Genomic DNA, 16,294 nt, shown 5'->3' on the forward strand with positions numbered 1-16,294 from the left:
ATCATGTATATTACAATTGAATCAAATATAAATTAGAGTTAGAGGTTGCATTGTTAATCAGTAGCTAATCAGAAGTTGTATGGAACATATGTTGAATTAGCAAAAGGTAACAATGCCGAAACAAATGTAAAACCATAATTTACATTTGTTGGGACAGTTTTCGATAAGAAGCTGTACTGTCACTGAATGTGATGTGCTACCTTATATAGATAAAAGCAAAGTGGTTGCATATCTTAAAGGTATGTAACCACTTTTTTTGTTTGAGTTCTGTGTGTAACTAAAGTTCGTATAATTTCAATTCAATGATGATGAAATTAAGCCTACTCATAACTATGTATGATTTTAATCAAATTTTCATACAAGACATGTATAGTTATTCTACACAGAGAAATAGTTACATGTTAGCCTCTAAGACAAGGAAAGGGAACTTCTATGAGTAAAAATGAAAATCAAAATGGCGGTGTTCAAAGAGGATTAAAAGATCGTCATATTTCTATGATCGCAATTGGCGGTTGTATTGGGACAGGTCTATTTATGACTTCAGGTGGTGCCATTCATGATGCTGGTGCATTAGGTGCATTAATTGCGTATGCGATTATTGGCGCGATGGTATTCTTCCTAATGACTTCACTAGGTGAAATGGCGACATATTTGCCGGTTTCAGGATCTTTTAGTACGTATGCTACAAGATTCGTAGATCCTTCTTTAGGATTTGCTTTAGGTTGGAATTATTGGTTTAACTGGGTTATTACAGTTGCAGCTGATGTAACGATTGCAGCTCAAGTTATACAGTATTGGTCTCCAATGCAAGGGATGCCTGCTTGGGTTTGGAGTTGTATATTCTTAGTTATTATTTTCGCATTAAATTCTTTATCAGTGAGAGTCTATGGCGAAAGTGAATATTGGTTTGCTTTAATTAAAGTTGTTACTGTAATTATCTTTATTGTGATAGGTTTATTAACAATACTAGGTATCATGGGTGGAGAATTTGTAGGATTCGATACATTCACTAAAGGTGACGGTCCTATCCTAGGTGGAAACCTTGGAGGTAGTCTTCTCTCTATTTTAGGTGTATTCCTAGTAGCTGGATTCTCATTCCAAGGTACTGAATTAATAGGTATTACAGCTGGTGAATCTGAAAATCCTGAAAGAGCTGTTCCAAAGGCGATCAAACAAGTATTTTGGAGAATCCTATTATTTTATATTTTGGCAATATTTATCATAGGTATGTTGATTCCTTATGATAGTAAGGCATTAATGGGTGGCGGAGATAGTATTTCTACTTCACCATTTACACTTGTATTTAAGAATGCAGGTCTTGCCTTTGCAGCTTCGTTCATGAACGCTGTTATACTTACATCAGTACTATCAGCCGGAAATTCAGGAATGTACGCGTCTACTCGCATGTTATATTCAATGAGTAAAGATAAACTTGCGTTTGCTTCATTTGGCAAAACAAACAAAAGTGGTGTACCTTATTTATCATTAATTGCTACTGGCGTACTAGTTGTACTTATTTTCGCTTTACAACACCTCAGTGGCGATGCATATGAATATATTGTTGCGGCGAGTGGAATGACAGGATTTATTGCTTGGGTAGGTATAGCGATTAGTCACTTTAGATTTAGACGCGCTTTTGATAAACAAGATTACGATAAAAGTAAGCTTAAATATAAAGCCAAACTTTTCCCATTTGGTCCTATATTCGCAGGTATATTATGTGTGATTGTTATTATCGGGCAAGATGTTGATTTTATTAAAACAGGACATTTTGACCTAAATAGATTTGTAATTACCTATATGGGTATACCTGTATTTTTAATCTTCTTCCTTTATCATAAATTACGCTATAAAACTAAAATGATTCCACTTAATAAAGTGGATCTAAGACAAGATGTTTCAATGGAAGAAATTAGACATCATGATAAATAATAAAAAAACAATTGACTTACATGTTTATTACTGATATGATTGTAAACGTTGAATACGAAACGAACCAAGTAGAAGCACCCGCTTCTCACCTGTAGCGACGCTAATGCAGTTGGCAGGTTAATCATGTTACACAATAAATGTGTGAAAGAAGAGCGGGTAGTGATACTCGCTCTTCTTTTTTGCTTGGGACAATTTCGTAAAACTTTAGGAGGTGTCAACCATAGCAAAAGATCAAACTCAAATTAATGAGAAAATTCGTGCAAAAGAACTACGTTTAATAGGCCAAGATGGTGAACAAATTGGTGTGAAACCTAAACGTGAAGCGTTGGAAATGGCTGAACGTGTAGATTTAGATTTAGTTGTTGTAGCACCAAACGCTAAACCACCTGTTGCGAGAATTATGGACTACGGTAAATATAAATTCGAACAACAGAAAAAAGAAAAAGAAATGAAAAAGAAACAAAAAGTTATCAATGTTAAAGAAATACGTTTAAGTCCAACTATTGAAGAACATGACTTCCAAACTAAGTTGAAAAATGGACGTAAATTCTTATCTAAAGGCGATAAATGTAAAGTTTCTATTCGTTTCAGAGGACGTGCGATTACGCATAAAGAAATTGGTCAACGCGTATTAGAAAAATTTGTAGATGAATGTAAAGATATCGCAACTGTTGAACAAAAACCTAAAATGGAAGGGCGCCAAATGTTTATTATGTTAGCGCCTGTCAATGAAAAATAATCGTCAATTAATAGGAGGAAATGAATCATGCCTAAAATGAAAACTCACCGTGGAGCAGCTAAACGTGTTAAAAGAACTGGTTCAGGTCAATTAAAACGTTCAAGAGCTTTCACATCTCACTTATTCGCAAATAAAAACACTAAACAAAAACGTCAATTACGTAAAGCTAAATTAGTGTCTAAAAGTGATATGAAACGTGTAAAACAATTATTAGCATACAAAAAATAAGAAATAGTACGATAGTTAATATCTAAGGAGGAATTTATTATGCCACGAGTTAAAGGTGGAACAGTTACAAGAGCCCGTCGTAAAAAAACGATTAAATTAGCTAAAGGTTACTTCGGTGCGAAACACACATTATACAAAGTAGCTAAACAACAAGTAATGAAATCAGGTCAATATGCTTTCCGTGACCGTCGTCAACGTAAACGTGATTTCCGTAAATTATGGATCACTCGTATTAATGCGGCTGCACGTCAACATGACATGAGCTATTCTCGTTTAATGAACGGCTTGAAAAAAGCTGAAATCGACATTAACCGTAAAATGTTATCAGAAATCGCTATTTCTGACGACAAAGCTTTCGGTGAATTAGTATCTAAAGCTAAAGAAGCTTTAAAATAATAATTGATTAAGAGATGATGTAGAGGTCATCTCTTTTTTTATTGCCAAATCGCAAGTGTTAAATCGCAAAATATAATGATTTTTGCTAAAATGACAGGTATAAAAGTATAAATTCAAAAGGAGATAAAAATGTCTAAATTTGATGAACAAATTATCGTTGTACCAAGAAGTGTATTATTTAATGATGATAAAAATGCTTTCAATGGTTTTTTACATAAAAATAATATTAAAGGAAAAGACATCTTTAATGCTTTAAGTGAATATGAAGTCAAAAGACGTGGTGATATGGAAGAAGATCCTACGTTTAAACAGCTTATCTCTTATTGTTTATTAGAAAATGAAAAAGGAGAAATTCTTGTCTACGAACGTCTATCTGGTGGCGGAGAAGAGAGATTACACGGTCAATCTTCTATTGGTGTAGGAGGTCACATGAATGACGTCGTTGGTGCAGATTCTATTAATGAAGTTTTAAGAGTTAATGCGCAAAGAGAATTGGAAGAAGAAGTAGGTCTAGCTAGTGAAGATTCACAAAATATGGAATACATTGGTTTTATTAATGATGATACTAATGAAGTAGGTAAAGTTCATATGGGTGTAGTGTTTAAAATTACTGTCCAAACTTCTGATGTTGAAGCAAAAGAAACTGATACACTTAGAATAAAGTGGGTAGAAAAAGGAAGTATTGAATCTTACGATGATTTTGAGACATGGAGTGCTTTAATTCTTCAAGACCTATAAAGATTGGAGTGCATAATAATTGTCGAATGTAATTCCTTTTCCACAATCTGAACAAAAAATAATCACGCAAATAAAAAATGCTCAACACAATCATGATTATGAAGAAATGTATGACCTATTTGAGATCTACGAAAGACATTTCGAACTTACTGAAGATCTTGCTTTGAAAAAATGTTGGATGCTTAATCAAATGAGTTCATTTTTAGAATTAAGAGAAGAAGCCATTATATTATTGAAGCGTGGATTTAGTTGTTATGATGACTTAATGATTTATTACGTTAAGAGTTTAAATGGTTTAGGTCAATATTATCAGACAGTTGAAGTAATCAATCAAATTATTGATGAAGTGCGTGATCATAAAACAAGAATGGCACTCTTTCCTTTAAAAGAGTATGCACAATCTAAATTAGATGAAGATCGACAAATGATTTCATCATCTCTTTCAAAATTCGAAGATTATAATAGTAGAGAACAAACAGCGTTAGTTTTACAACTGATTGATAATGGACATTATCAATTTAAAGAGAGTGTTGCGCATTTATTATCAACATTGAAATTACCTCATAATATTATGAGCCTCATGCTAGAATATTTAAGATTTGCTGAATACGATAATGAAATTGTAATCAGAAAGTATGATCAAGAGGTAAACGTCATACCTTCAAACCTAACTGGATTAGAACATACAACGATGAAAGAAACTGTGATTCCTCAAGTGATACAAAGGCTTGAAGAAGGCGCATTACACATTGTAGATGAAGCGCATCATATTATGAATAATCATTCAATACTCTTATATCCATTAGAAATTAAATCCCTATACCATATTGATGAATGGATTAATGCTTATGATGTTTATTTTAAATCATTAATTGGTATAGAAATAACTGTTGAGAATTTAAATACATTAGAATTTATTAAATCTTTAGATATTGAGAACTGAAATTCATTTGTTGCAAATTTAGAAAAAGAAATTTAATATAGTATCTATTGAAAATAAATAAACTTGAAAAACTCAGTGTTTTCAATGTTTGTTTACGATTTAAACCTATGATATAATAGGGAAGTTGAAAAAAATAAATTAGTCAATCATGGAGGTATTTATACATGACAGCAACTTGGGAAAAAAGGAAGGTAACGAAGGCGTATTAACAGTTACTGTTCCTGCAGAAAAAGTAGACAAAGCATTAGATCAAGCATTTAAAAAAGTAGTTAAACAAATTAATGTGCCTGGTTTCCGTAAAGGTAAAGTGCCTCGTCCAATCTTTGAACAACGTTTTGGTGTAGAAGCATTATACCAAGATGCAGTAGATATCTTATTACCTGAAGCTTATGGAGAAGCTATTGATGAAACTGGTATTAATCCAGTAGCACAACCTGAAGTAAGTGTTACTCAAATCGAAAAAGGTAAAGACTTTATCTTCGATGCTACAGTTACAGTTGAACCAGAAGTTGAATTAGGTGAATATAAAGGTCTTGAAATTGAAAAACAAGACACTGAACTTACTGATGAAGAATTACAAGAATCTATTGATCACAGTTTAGGCCACTTAGCTGAAATGGTTGTTAAAGAAGATGGCGCTGTTGAAAATGGCGACACAGTAAACATTGACTTTAGTGGTTCAGTTGATGGTGAAGAATTTGAAGGCGGTCAAGCTGAAGGCTATGACCTAGAAGTTGGTTCAGGTTCATTCATCCCAGGATTCGAAGAGCAATTAGAAGGTATGAAAACTGGAGAAGAAAAAGACGTTGTTGTAACTTTCCCAGAAGAATATCATGCTGAAGAATTAGCAGGTAAAGAAGCTACTTTCAAAACAAAAGTAAATGAAATCAAATATAAAGAAGTGCCTGAGCTTACTGATGAAGTAGCAAATGAATTAGATTCAAATGCTGAAACTGTAGATGAATATAAAGAAAACTTACGTAAACGTTTATCTGAACAAAAAGCTACAGAAGCTGAAAATACTGAAAAAGAAGAAGCAATCAACAAAGCTACTGACAACACAACAATTGATATCCCAGAAGCTATGGTTAACACTGAATTAGACCGTATGATTCAAGAATTCGGTCAAAGAATTCAACAACAAGGTTTAGACTTACAAACGTATTATCAAATCTCTGGTCAAAACGAAGAACAATTAAGAGAGCAAATGAAAGATGATGCTGAACAACGTGTTAAAACAAACTTAACGCTTACAGCTATTGCAGATGCTGAGAATGTTGAAGTTTCTGACGAAGATATCGATAAAGAACTAGAAAAAATGAGTGAACAATTTAATATCTCAGTTGAAGATATTAAATCAACTTTAGGTAATACAGATATCGTGAAAAATGATGTACGTATTCAAAAAGTTATCGATTTATTAAGAGATAACGCTAAATATGTTGAATCAACAAAAGAAGACTAATTATTAGGTGAAGTTACTTTGACGATATCGTCAATAAAGTATAATTAATCAAAGATTGTTCATATTTAATGACTAAGTGAAAAAGGTAGCAGATACATGTAATGTGTATCTGCTATAACTATTTAAGCAGATAAATTGTAAATGCACAAAGTTGCATTGTAGAATGCAATCTAGTATAGTCTTTAAGGAATAGGGGTGTAAAAAAGAATGTTCAAATTCAATGAAGATGAAGAAAACTTAAAATGTTCTTTCTGCGGTAAAGACCAAGATCAAGTTAAAAAATTAGTCGCAGGAAGTGGCGTATATATTTGTAACGAGTGTATTGAGCTTTGCTCAGAAATCGTTGAAGAAGAATTAGCTCAAAATACGTCAGAAGGATTTACTGAATTACCAACTCCTAAAGAAATTATGGATCATTTAAATGAATATGTCATTGGCCAAGAAAAAGCAAAAAAATCATTGGCTGTTGCAGTTTATAATCACTATAAACGTATCCAACAATTAGGCCCTAGCGAAGATGATGTAGAGTTACAAAAAAGTAATATCGCATTAATTGGTCCTACAGGTAGCGGTAAAACATTATTAGCGCAAACATTAGCTAAGACGCTTAATGTACCATTTGCGATTGCAGATGCTACAAGTCTTACTGAAGCAGGCTATGTCGGCGACGACGTTGAAAATATTCTATTACGTTTAATCCAAGCTGCTGACTTTGATATAGATAAAGCTGAAAAAGGTATTATATATGTCGATGAAATTGATAAAATAGCTCGTAAATCTGAGAATACTTCTATTACACGTGATGTGTCTGGTGAAGGTGTTCAACAAGCCTTACTTAAAATTTTAGAAGGTACAACTGCAAGCGTCCCTCCACAAGGTGGACGTAAACATCCAAACCAAGAGTTAATCCAGATTGATACTACGAATATTTTATTCATCTTGGGTGGTGCCTTTGACGGAATTGATGAAGTAATCAAACGTCGTTTAGGTGAGAAAGTAATTGGATTTGCTAGTAATGAAGCTGATAAATATGATGAAGAAGCTTTATTAGAACAAATTCGACCAGAAGATTTACAATCATATGGTTTAATTCCTGAATTTATTGGACGTGTACCAATTGTTGCTAACCTTGAAACATTAGATATTGCAGCACTTAAAAATATCTTAACGCAACCGAAAAATGCGTTAGTTAAACAATATACTAAGATGCTAGAATTAGATAATGTTGAATTAGAATTTACTGATGAAGCATTATCAGCAATTAGTGAGAAAGCAATCGAACGTAAAACAGGTGCACGTGGCTTGCGTTCAATTATTGAAGAAGCACTTATCGATATCATGTATGATGTTCCTTCAACTGAAAATGTAAGCAAAGTTGTTATTACTGAACAAACAATTAATGAAGAAATTGAACCTGAACTATACGATTCTGAAGGTAATCTTGTTAACGAAAGTAAAACTTCAGCATAATTCATATTGATGAAACATACTGAGCCACATAAGTTGTGGCTCAGTTTTTTTATGTAAATCACACCGTAATATGATTTCAAACATATCTTATCGACATAAAATCATTTATAATGTTAGAGTTAAGTTAAATTTAAGTGATAAAGAGAGGATAAAATATGAATATCAATCCTAATAATATCGAATTAATCATCAGTGCTGTGCAAAAATCTCAATACCCTGAAACAGAGATGGCCGAAGTTGCATTAAGCGGACGTTCTAATGTGGGTAAATCGACTTTCATTAATAGTATGATAGGACGTAAGAATATGGCTCGTACTTCCCAACAACCAGGGAAAACGCAAACGCTCAATTTCTTTAATATAGATGAACAGCTTATCTTTGTCGATGTACCTGGATATGGTTATGCTAAAGTGAGTAAAGTTCAAAGAGAAAAGTTTGGTAAAATGATTGAAGAGTATTTAACACAACGAGAAAATCTACAACTTGTTATTCAACTGGTCGATCTACGACATAATCCAACTGAAGATGATGTACTCATGTATAATTATTTGAAACATTTTGATATTCCAACATTAGTGATTTGTACCAAAGAGGATAAAATTGCTAAAGGTAAAGTTCAAAAACACATTAAAAATATTAAAGAAAAATTAGATCTTGAACCGGAAGATGAAATAATCAGCTATTCTTCTATTAAAAATAGTAATCAACAGCAAGTTTGGGATATCATTGCTTCTTATTTATAACTATTCTTATGTATAAGTAATTAAAATCACAGAAATATAAAATCTTGTAAATTCGATTGAATGATTTGTTACTATTTTGACAAAAATTTGAAGTTACATTAGAATATTTCTAATTTATTTGAGCATTCAACTTAATTGTGTAAATAAATGTGTTATACTTGGTTTATTGTTAGTATATGGAGGGCGTTATAAATGCATTTTATTGCAATTAGCATAAATCATCGTACTGCTGATGTAGCACTAAGAGAGCAAGTAGCTTTCAGAGATGATGCCTTGCGATTAGCCCATGAAGATTTATATGAAACGAAATCCATTTTAGAAAACGTCATATTATCTACATGTAATCGTACTGAAGTATACGCCGTAGTTGACCAAATTCATACAGGACGTTACTATATTCAACGTTTCTTAGCACGTTCTTTTGGATTTGAAGTAGATGATATTAAAGAAATGTCAGAAGTCAAAGTGGGGGACGACGCAGTAGAACATTTATTGCGTGTGATTTCTGGCCTTGATTCAATAGTACTTGGAGAAACTCAAATTTTAGGTCAAATGCGTGATGCATTTTTCTTAGCACAAGAAACAGGTACTACTGGAACAATATTTAATCATTTATTCAAACAGGCGATTACTTTTGCTAAACGCGCACACAGTGAAACTGATATTGCAGATAATGCTGTCAGTGTTTCTTATGCTGCCGTTGAATTAGCTAAAAAGGTATTCGGAAAATTGAAAAGCAAACATGCTGTCATTATTGGTGCAGGGGAAATGAGCGAATTATCACTCTTAAATCTGTTAGGTTCTGGAATTTCAAATATCACTATCGTCAATCGTACAGTAGCTAAAGCTGAAGTGTTAGCTAATAAGCACAATGTCTCTTACGATTCTTTAGATGCTTTGCCATCATTATTAGAGCAAACTGATATTGTGATTAGTTCTACAAGTTCTCAAGACTATATCATTACCAATCACATGATTGATCAAATTTCTGATCGTAGAAAAGGTGATTCACTAGTCATGATTGATATTGCGGTTCCTCGTGATATCGAACCAGGAATTGATGCGATTACGAATATTTTCAATTATGATGTTGACGATTTAAAAGGTTTAGTCGATGCAAACTTAAGAGAACGTCAACTTGCAGCCGAAGCAATTGCACAACAAATCCCTAATGAAATTGATTCCCACAATGAATGGGTCAATATGTTAGGTGTTGTTCCTGTTATTCGTGCTTTACGAGAAAAAGCGATGAATATACAATCTGAAACGATGGAAAGTATCGATCACAAGTTGCCGAATCTTTCAGAAAGAGAAAGAAAGGTTATTTCTAAACATACAAAAAGTATTATTAACCAAATGTTGAAAGATCCAATCAAACAGGCTAAAGAATTAAGCAGTGATAAGAAAAGTACTGAAAAATTAGAGCTATTTCAAAACATTTGACATTGAAGCCGAAGATCCTAGAGAGAAGGCTAAGCTAGAAAAAGAAAGTAAAGCAAAGGAAATTTCTGCTCGTCGAATTTTTAGTTTTGAATAAGCATATTAATATGGTGATAATATGCAAGAAACCCTGTTTATTAGATTTCATGAATTTATATTAATTATTTATATATTGAGTATAGTATGCTACTTTGTGGACTTTATAAGAAAAAGTTATAAAGTTAGGACTTTAGGCGTTTATTCACTAGGGATTGTTTGGATATTACAAACAATCTCTTTATCTGTTTTTATCATTCAAACAGATAAGGTCCCTTTAAATTCTATATTTGATGTCTTTTTCACGTTGACGTGGATTATTATAACGATTTCTCTAGTATTGAATTTAATTAAAGTACTTAATTTTTCTGTATTTTTCTTGAATCTTATAGGATTAATACTTATGGCAATGAATACGTTCCAGCCGAAAAATTATCAAACTCAAATCCAACAAGTAGCGGTTATTAACGAATTGTTGCTTGTACATATTGGATTAGCTGTATTAAGTTACGCTTTCTTTGCCGTAGCATTTGTGAATGCATTATTATATATTATTCAATATAGAAACTTAAAAGAGAAAAACTTTGATCAAAATTATTTTAGAATCGGTAGTGTAGGTACTTTAGAGTCAATTATTTTTTATTCAACTCTAACAGGTTTTATTGTACTCATTTTAAGTATTATATTAGGTGCGCAATGGGGCGTTTTCGCAGTAGGTAATAAAATATTTATAGATCCTAAAGTCATACTTTCTTCAGTCATTACATTCTTATATGGCGTTTACATTTTTTTACGTATCAAAAAATGGATTACTCAAAGAAATTTAGTGTATTTTAATATCATTTTATTTTGTCTTTGTATGATTAATCTGTTCTTTACAGCCCACTTTACTTAAAAATAAATTTAAGCACTTAAGGACGAAGCAAAATAAACAAAACAGACTGTTAATAATCTTTTGTTAAAATAAAAGAGTCTTGAGATCTTTGTCATGTTTTAAAAAGGCTTATCTACAGTCTGTCATCTATTTCAATCATTATAAGAAGATACTAGTACCTAGGAGGCATTCAACATATGCGTAAACTCGTTGTTGGATCACGTAGAAGTAAATTAGCTTTAACACAGAGTCAACAGTTTATAGATAAATTAAAGGAAATTGAACCTGATTTAGATATTGAGATTAAAGAGATTGTTACCAAAGGTGATAAAATAGTTGATAAACAATTATCTAAAGTTGGGGGCAAAGGACTTTTTGTTAAAGAAATTCAAAACGAATTATTTAATAAAGATATCGATATGGCTATCCATTCATTAAAAGATGTACCAAGCATTATCCCTGAAGGGCTTACGTTAGGATGTATACCGGATAGAGAAGTACCATTTGACGCATACATTTCGAAGAATCATACACCTTTAAGTGAATTACCTGAAGGTAGTATTGTGGGCACAAGCTCATTACGTCGTGGTGCACAAATTCTTTCCAAGTATCCACATTTAGAAATTAAATGGAATCGTGGAAACATTGATACTCGCTTAAATAAATTAGAAACAGAAGACTATGACGCTATTATTTTAGCGGCAGCTGGCTTAAGACGTATGGGCTGGTCAGATGATATCGTTACCACTTATTTAGATAAAGATATTCTCTTACCAGCAATCGGACAAGGCGCATTAGGTATAGAATGCAGAAGTGATGATGAAGAACTTCTTGAGCTACTTAAAAAGGTTCATAATCACGAAGTTGCACAATGCGTGACAGCTGAACGTACTTTCCTATCTGAGATGGATGGTAGTTGTCAAGTTCCTATCGGAGGTTATGCAACGATTGACGGTAATAGTCAAATTGAATTTACGGGATTAATTATGACACCTGACGGAGAAGAGCGTTATGAACATACCGCTAGAGGTCACAATCCTGTTGAGTTAGGCCAAGAAGTAAGTCGTGTTTTAAAAGAACAAGGTGCTTATGAAATCATTAGAAAGTTAAATGAAGAAAATTAATTATATAACCATACCTTAGAGGTGGTACTAAAATGATGAAACCAGTGATAGTTATGACGCAAACAAGTAAAGTTCAAAGTGATTTAGTGGATATTATTCACAAACCATTGATACAAATTCAAGGACTTTCTTTTAATGAGCATTTGCTCAATCATAGCTATGACTGGCTTATTTTTTCGTCAAAAAATGCAGTTAAATACTTTTATGCATATTTAAAAAGCGTTAAAGTTAAAAAGGTAGCAGTTATTGGAGCTAAAACTGCTCAATACTGCCAAGATTTAAATATTCATGTTGACTTTCTTCCACAAAATTTTTCACAAGAAGGATTTTTAGCAGAATTTCAAAATAAGGACCAAAAAATATTACTTCCATCAAGTCTGTACGCACGGCCTAAATTAGCAAATCAATTGAACAAATATAATGATGTTACTAAGATAGATTTGTATCGACCTGTACCGCATCAACACCATATTGAGGAAGTAAAACAATTAGTAAAAGAAAAACACATTGATGCTATTACTTTTTCTAGTTCATCGGCTGTTAGATATTATTTTAGTGATAATAATATTCCAGAATTTAATCATTATTATGCGATAGGAAAACAGACGGCTGATACGCTGAAAGAATATCATCAAAATGTGCGGATTGCTGATCAACAAACTTCAGAATCATTAATAGATAAAATTTTAGAAAGTAGGGACAATAATGAAATTTGATAGACATAGAAGATTACGTTCTTCACAAACAATGCGTGATTTGGTAAGAGAAACACATGTGAGAAAAGAAGATTTAATTTATCCAATCTTTGTGGTTGAAAAAGATGATGTTAAAAGCGAGATTCAATCTCTTCCAGGTGTATATCAAATTAGTTTAAATTTATTACATGAAGAAATTAAAGAAGCTTATGACCTAGGCATAAGAGCAATTATGTTCTTTGGTGTTCCGAATGAAAAAGATGATGTAGGTTTTGGCGCATATGATCATAACGGCGTTGTTCAAGAGGCAACTCGAATTGCTAAAAAAATGTATAGTGATTTATTAATTGTTGCTGATACATGTCTTTGTGAATATACAGATCATGGTCACTGTGGTGTGATAGATGATCATACACATGATGTAGATAATGACAAATCATTACCTTTATTAGTGAAAACTGCAATTTCTCAAGTAGAAGCAGGAGCAGATATTATTGCTCCAAGTAATATGATGGACGGCTTTGTTGCTGAAATCAGAGAAGGTTTAGACCAAGCAGGTTATGAAAATATTCCAATCATGAGTTACGGTATTAAATATGCATCTAGTTTCTTCGGTCCTTTCCGAGACGCTGCAGATTCAGCGCCATCTTTTGGAGATAGAAAAACATATCAAATGGATCCTGCCAATCGTCTAGAGGCTTTAAGAGAATTAGAAAGTGACCTTAAAGAAGGTTGCGATATGATGATTGTTAAACCTGCATTAAGCTACTTAGATATTGTGAGAGATGTTAAGAACAATACTAATGTACCTGTAGTAGCTTATAATGTCAGTGGTGAATATAGTATGACTAAAGCTGCTGCACTTAACGGTTGGATTGACGAAGAAAAAATCGTAATGGAACAAATGGTTTCTATGAAGCGTGCGGGCGCTGACTTAATCATTACGTATTTTGCAAAAGATATTTGTCGTTATTTAGATAAATAATAATACGCTACTAAGGAGGCACTTAATTATGGGTTATGAAAAATCTATTAAAGCAATGGAAAAAGCGGAACAACTTATGCCTGGTGGGGTGAATAGTCCTGTAAGAGCATTTAAATCAGTTGATACGCCTGCAATTTTTATGGATCATGCTGAAGGTTCCAAAATATATGACATCGATGGCAATGAGTATATAGACTATGTTCTAAGTTGGGGACCTCTCATTTTAGGACATAAAAATAAACAAGTTATAGAAAAACTTCATGAAGCAGTAGATAATGGTACAAGTTTCGGTGCTTCAACTTTACAAGAAAATAAACTTGCAGAACTTGTCATTGACCGTGTTCCATCAATAGAAAAGGTTAGAATGGTGTCATCAGGTACTGAAGCTACATTAGATACATTGCGTCTTGCAAGAGGTTATACTGGTCGCAACAAAATTATTAAATTTGAAGGTTGCTACCATGGGCATAGTGACTCGCTACTAATTAAAGCTGGTTCTGGTGTAGCAACATTAGGCTTGCCGGACTCTCCAGGTGTACCAGAAGGTATTGCTAAAAATACTATCACTGTACCTTACAATGATTTAAATTCTCTTAAACTCGCATTTGAAAAGTATGGCGACGACATTGCAGGTGTGATTGTTGAGCCTGTTGCTGGGAATATGGGCGTTGTACCTCCTGTCGAAGGATTTTTACAAGGTTTACGTGATATTACAAATGAATATGGTGCATTACTCATCTTTGATGAAGTTATGACAGGTTTCCGTGTAGGTTATAATTGTGCCCAAGGTTACTTTGGTGTAACACCAGATTTAACTTGTTTAGGAAAAGTCATCGGTGGCGGTTTACCAGTTGGTGCCTTTGGCGGTAAAAAAGAAATTATGGATCAAATCGCTCCTGTTGGAAATATTTACCAAGCAGGTACGTTATCAGGTAATCCATTAGCTATGACGAGTGGCTATGAGACATTAAGTCAACTTACACCTGAGTCGTACGAATATTTTAATGAATTAGGAGATATTTTAGAAAAAGGTCTTAAAGAAGTATTTGGTAAGCATAATGTGCCTATTACAGTTAACAGAGCTGGTTCAATGATTGGTTATTTCTTAAATAAAGGTCCAGTAACTAATTTTGATGAAGCTAATCAAAGTGATTTAGAACTATTCAGTAATATGTATAGAGAAATGGCAAAAGAGGGCGTATTCTTACCACCTTCACAATTTGAAGGAACATTCCTATCAATGGCTCATACTAAAGAGGACATTGAAAAAACGATTCAAGCATTTGATAATGCCTTAAGTCGCATTGTATGATAAATTTAATTTAATATAAGATAACAATTTAGTGAGGCTGAGACATGATTGATTATCTCAGCCTCATTTAACATATTGACAGTAAATGTCTGAGTGGAATGATAAAGGAATCATATATTTTAAGATTCAACGATTTCTATTTAACTTCTGTACTCAAGAAAGCGGCGTGATAGGATGAATAAAATACAAAGAAATAACTTTATTGTCTTAGCTTTAGCCATTATTTTAAGTTTAATTTTAAAATTTTCACATATATTATTACCGTTCATGTTTGGTCCGATGATTGCAGCAATTTTATGTGTGAAAGTTTTCAAGTTAGAAATCAAATGGCCATTTTGGTTAAGCCAAACTGGTTTAATATTTTTAGGTATACAAATTGGTTCTACCTTTACGAAGACAGTCATAGGTGATATTAGGAATGATTGGTTAACCATCATCATTATTACGGTACTATTACTAGTCCTAGCGTTATTCATTGCTTACTTCTTTAAAAAGATCGCTCAAGTTAACACAGAAACAGCTATTTTAAGCGTGATTCCAGGTGCGCTAAGTCAAATGTTAATAATGGCGGAAGAAGATAAAAGAGCAAATATTTTAGTAGTCAGTTTAACTCAAACCTCACGAATTATATTTGTTGTGATTTTAGTACCGCTGATTTCTTACTTTTTCAGAGATTCTAGTAGTTCTTCTGAAGGAGCTAGCATGAAAGTAGTGCCATTCACGCAAGCGTTAGAAATATGGCAAATTGCACTTCTACTATTATTAGTTGCAATTGTTTATATTTTAATGGCTAAAATTAATTTTCCTACAAAACAGTTACTTGCGCCAATCGTGGTACTTATAGTTTGGAACATGACAACAAATCTTACTTTTACATTAGATCATTGGTTATTAGCGTCTGCACAAGTTGTGTATATGATTCGCATCGGAATACAAATTGCGTATTTGCTGAATGACTTAAAGGGCAGGATCGCTGTAGCAATTGCATTTCAAAATATCATGTTAATTCTATCTGCATTTATCATGGTTGTCATTGTGCATGTGTTTACCAATAATTCCATCAATGAATTATTCTTAGGTGCAGCGCCAGGTGGTATGAGTCAAATCGTACTTGTGGCTATGGCAACAGGTGCTGACGTTGCAATGATATCAAGCTATCATATATTTAGAATCT

Annotated in this window: 14 protein-coding genes, 2 pseudogenes, 1 riboswitch and 1 other annotated feature; all 16 genes and pseudogenes read left to right on the forward strand. The window is 33.0% G+C overall.

Going from position 1 to position 16,294, the window contains the following annotated elements:
• Positions 1–31 precede the first annotated feature (31 nt).
• A riboswitch (Lysine riboswitch) is annotated at positions 32–207 on the forward strand.
• A gap of 225 nt (positions 208–432) precedes the next feature.
• Positions 433–1,932, forward strand: coding sequence for an amino acid permease (locus tag HMPREF3264_RS04050; RefSeq protein WP_070872010.1), 1,500 nt, complete (start codon positions 433–435; stop codon positions 1,930–1,932).
• 60 nt (positions 1,933–1,992) lie between these two features.
• Positions 1,993–2,116: a sequence feature (ribosomal protein L20 leader region), on the forward strand.
• 27 nt (positions 2,117–2,143) lie between these two features.
• Complete coding sequence (infC, locus tag HMPREF3264_RS04055) at positions 2,144–2,671, forward strand: translation initiation factor IF-3 (RefSeq protein WP_002443322.1); 528 nt, start codon at positions 2,144–2,146, stop codon at positions 2,669–2,671.
• Between the two features lie 27 nt (positions 2,672–2,698).
• Positions 2,699–2,899: a 50S ribosomal protein L35 gene (gene rpmI, locus HMPREF3264_RS04060; RefSeq protein WP_001830767.1), complete on the forward strand. Its 201-nt coding sequence runs from the start codon at positions 2,699–2,701 to the stop codon at positions 2,897–2,899.
• A gap of 39 nt (positions 2,900–2,938) precedes the next feature.
• Positions 2,939–3,295 (forward strand): 50S ribosomal protein L20, encoded by a 357-nt coding sequence (gene rplT, locus HMPREF3264_RS04065; RefSeq protein ID WP_044466739.1) that lies wholly within the window; start codon positions 2,939–2,941, stop codon positions 3,293–3,295.
• Positions 3,296–3,424: 129 nt separating this feature from the next.
• The gene (locus tag HMPREF3264_RS04070; RefSeq protein ID WP_070830931.1) at positions 3,425–4,033 is read left to right on the forward strand and encodes an NUDIX domain-containing protein; all 609 of its coding nucleotides are present in this window, start codon (positions 3,425–3,427) and stop codon (positions 4,031–4,033) included.
• 19 nt (positions 4,034–4,052) lie between these two features.
• Complete coding sequence (locus HMPREF3264_RS04075) at positions 4,053–4,976, forward strand: hypothetical protein (protein ID WP_070872011.1); 924 nt, start codon at positions 4,053–4,055, stop codon at positions 4,974–4,976.
• A gap of 164 nt (positions 4,977–5,140) precedes the next feature.
• Positions 5,141–6,441: pseudogene (gene tig, locus HMPREF3264_RS04080) on the forward strand (trigger factor).
• Positions 6,442–6,648: 207 nt separating this feature from the next.
• Positions 6,649–7,911 (forward strand): ATP-dependent Clp protease ATP-binding subunit ClpX, encoded by a 1,263-nt coding sequence (gene clpX, locus HMPREF3264_RS04085; RefSeq protein WP_002443310.1) that lies wholly within the window; start codon positions 6,649–6,651, stop codon positions 7,909–7,911.
• A 155-nt stretch (positions 7,912–8,066) separates the two neighbouring features.
• Complete coding sequence (gene yihA / locus HMPREF3264_RS04090; protein ID WP_002443309.1) at positions 8,067–8,654, forward strand: ribosome biogenesis GTP-binding protein YihA/YsxC; 588 nt, start codon at positions 8,067–8,069, stop codon at positions 8,652–8,654.
• A 192-nt stretch (positions 8,655–8,846) separates the two neighbouring features.
• Positions 8,847–10,191 (forward strand): annotated as a pseudogene (gene hemA / locus HMPREF3264_RS04095) (glutamyl-tRNA reductase).
• 21 nt (positions 10,192–10,212) lie between these two features.
• Positions 10,213–11,025, forward strand: a complete 813-nt coding sequence (locus tag HMPREF3264_RS04100) for a cytochrome C assembly family protein (protein WP_070872012.1) — start codon at positions 10,213–10,215, stop codon at positions 11,023–11,025.
• Between the two features lie 176 nt (positions 11,026–11,201).
• The gene (hemC, locus tag HMPREF3264_RS04105; RefSeq protein WP_070872013.1) at positions 11,202–12,128 is read left to right on the forward strand and encodes a hydroxymethylbilane synthase; all 927 of its coding nucleotides are present in this window, start codon (positions 11,202–11,204) and stop codon (positions 12,126–12,128) included.
• A 35-nt stretch (positions 12,129–12,163) separates the two neighbouring features.
• Complete coding sequence (locus tag HMPREF3264_RS04110; protein ID WP_070872162.1) at positions 12,164–12,844, forward strand: uroporphyrinogen-III synthase; 681 nt, start codon at positions 12,164–12,166, stop codon at positions 12,842–12,844.
• On the forward strand, positions 12,834–13,808 hold the full coding sequence (gene hemB / locus HMPREF3264_RS04115; protein ID WP_070872014.1) for a porphobilinogen synthase: 975 nt from the start codon (positions 12,834–12,836) through the stop codon (positions 13,806–13,808). Before HMPREF3264_RS04110 ends, hemB begins: the two co-directional genes overlap by 11 nt.
• Before the next feature lie 28 nt (positions 13,809–13,836).
• A complete protein-coding gene (hemL, locus tag HMPREF3264_RS04120) occupies positions 13,837–15,120 on the forward strand; it encodes a glutamate-1-semialdehyde 2,1-aminomutase (RefSeq protein WP_002443297.1) in 1,284 nt (427 codons plus the stop codon).
• A gap of 174 nt (positions 15,121–15,294) precedes the next feature.
• On the forward strand, positions 15,295–16,294 hold a 1,000-nt coding region (locus HMPREF3264_RS04125; protein ID WP_070872015.1), incomplete at its 3' end, for an AbrB family transcriptional regulator.

This window comes from Staphylococcus sp. HMSC62A08, from assembly GCF_001839105.1.
GTDB lineage: Bacteria > Bacillota > Bacilli > Staphylococcales > Staphylococcaceae > Staphylococcus > Staphylococcus caprae.

Bases quoted from the DNA above. Each gene is read 5' to 3' on its own strand.
- HMPREF3264_RS04050 (WP_070872010.1), top strand. From the start codon at position 433: ATGAGTAAAAATGAAAATCAAAATGGCGGTGTTCAAAGAGGATTAAAA.
- rpmI (WP_001830767.1), top strand. From the start codon at position 2,699: ATGCCTAAAATGAAAACTCACCGTGGAGCAGCTAAACGTGTTAAAAGA.
- rplT (WP_044466739.1), top strand. From the start codon at position 2,939: ATGCCACGAGTTAAAGGTGGAACAGTTACAAGAGCCCGTCGTAAAAAA.
- HMPREF3264_RS04070 (WP_070830931.1), top strand. From the start codon at position 3,425: ATGTCTAAATTTGATGAACAAATTATCGTTGTACCAAGAAGTGTATTA.
- clpX (WP_002443310.1), top strand. From the start codon at position 6,649: ATGTTCAAATTCAATGAAGATGAAGAAAACTTAAAATGTTCTTTCTGC.
- yihA (WP_002443309.1), top strand. From the start codon at position 8,067: ATGAATATCAATCCTAATAATATCGAATTAATCATCAGTGCTGTGCAA.
- HMPREF3264_RS04100 (WP_070872012.1), top strand. From the start codon at position 10,213: ATGCAAGAAACCCTGTTTATTAGATTTCATGAATTTATATTAATTATT.
- hemC (WP_070872013.1), top strand. From the start codon at position 11,202: ATGCGTAAACTCGTTGTTGGATCACGTAGAAGTAAATTAGCTTTAACA.
- HMPREF3264_RS04110 (WP_070872162.1), top strand. From the start codon at position 12,164: ATGAAACCAGTGATAGTTATGACGCAAACAAGTAAAGTTCAAAGTGAT.
- hemB (WP_070872014.1), top strand. From the start codon at position 12,834: ATGAAATTTGATAGACATAGAAGATTACGTTCTTCACAAACAATGCGT.
- hemL (WP_002443297.1), top strand. From the start codon at position 13,837: ATGGGTTATGAAAAATCTATTAAAGCAATGGAAAAAGCGGAACAACTT.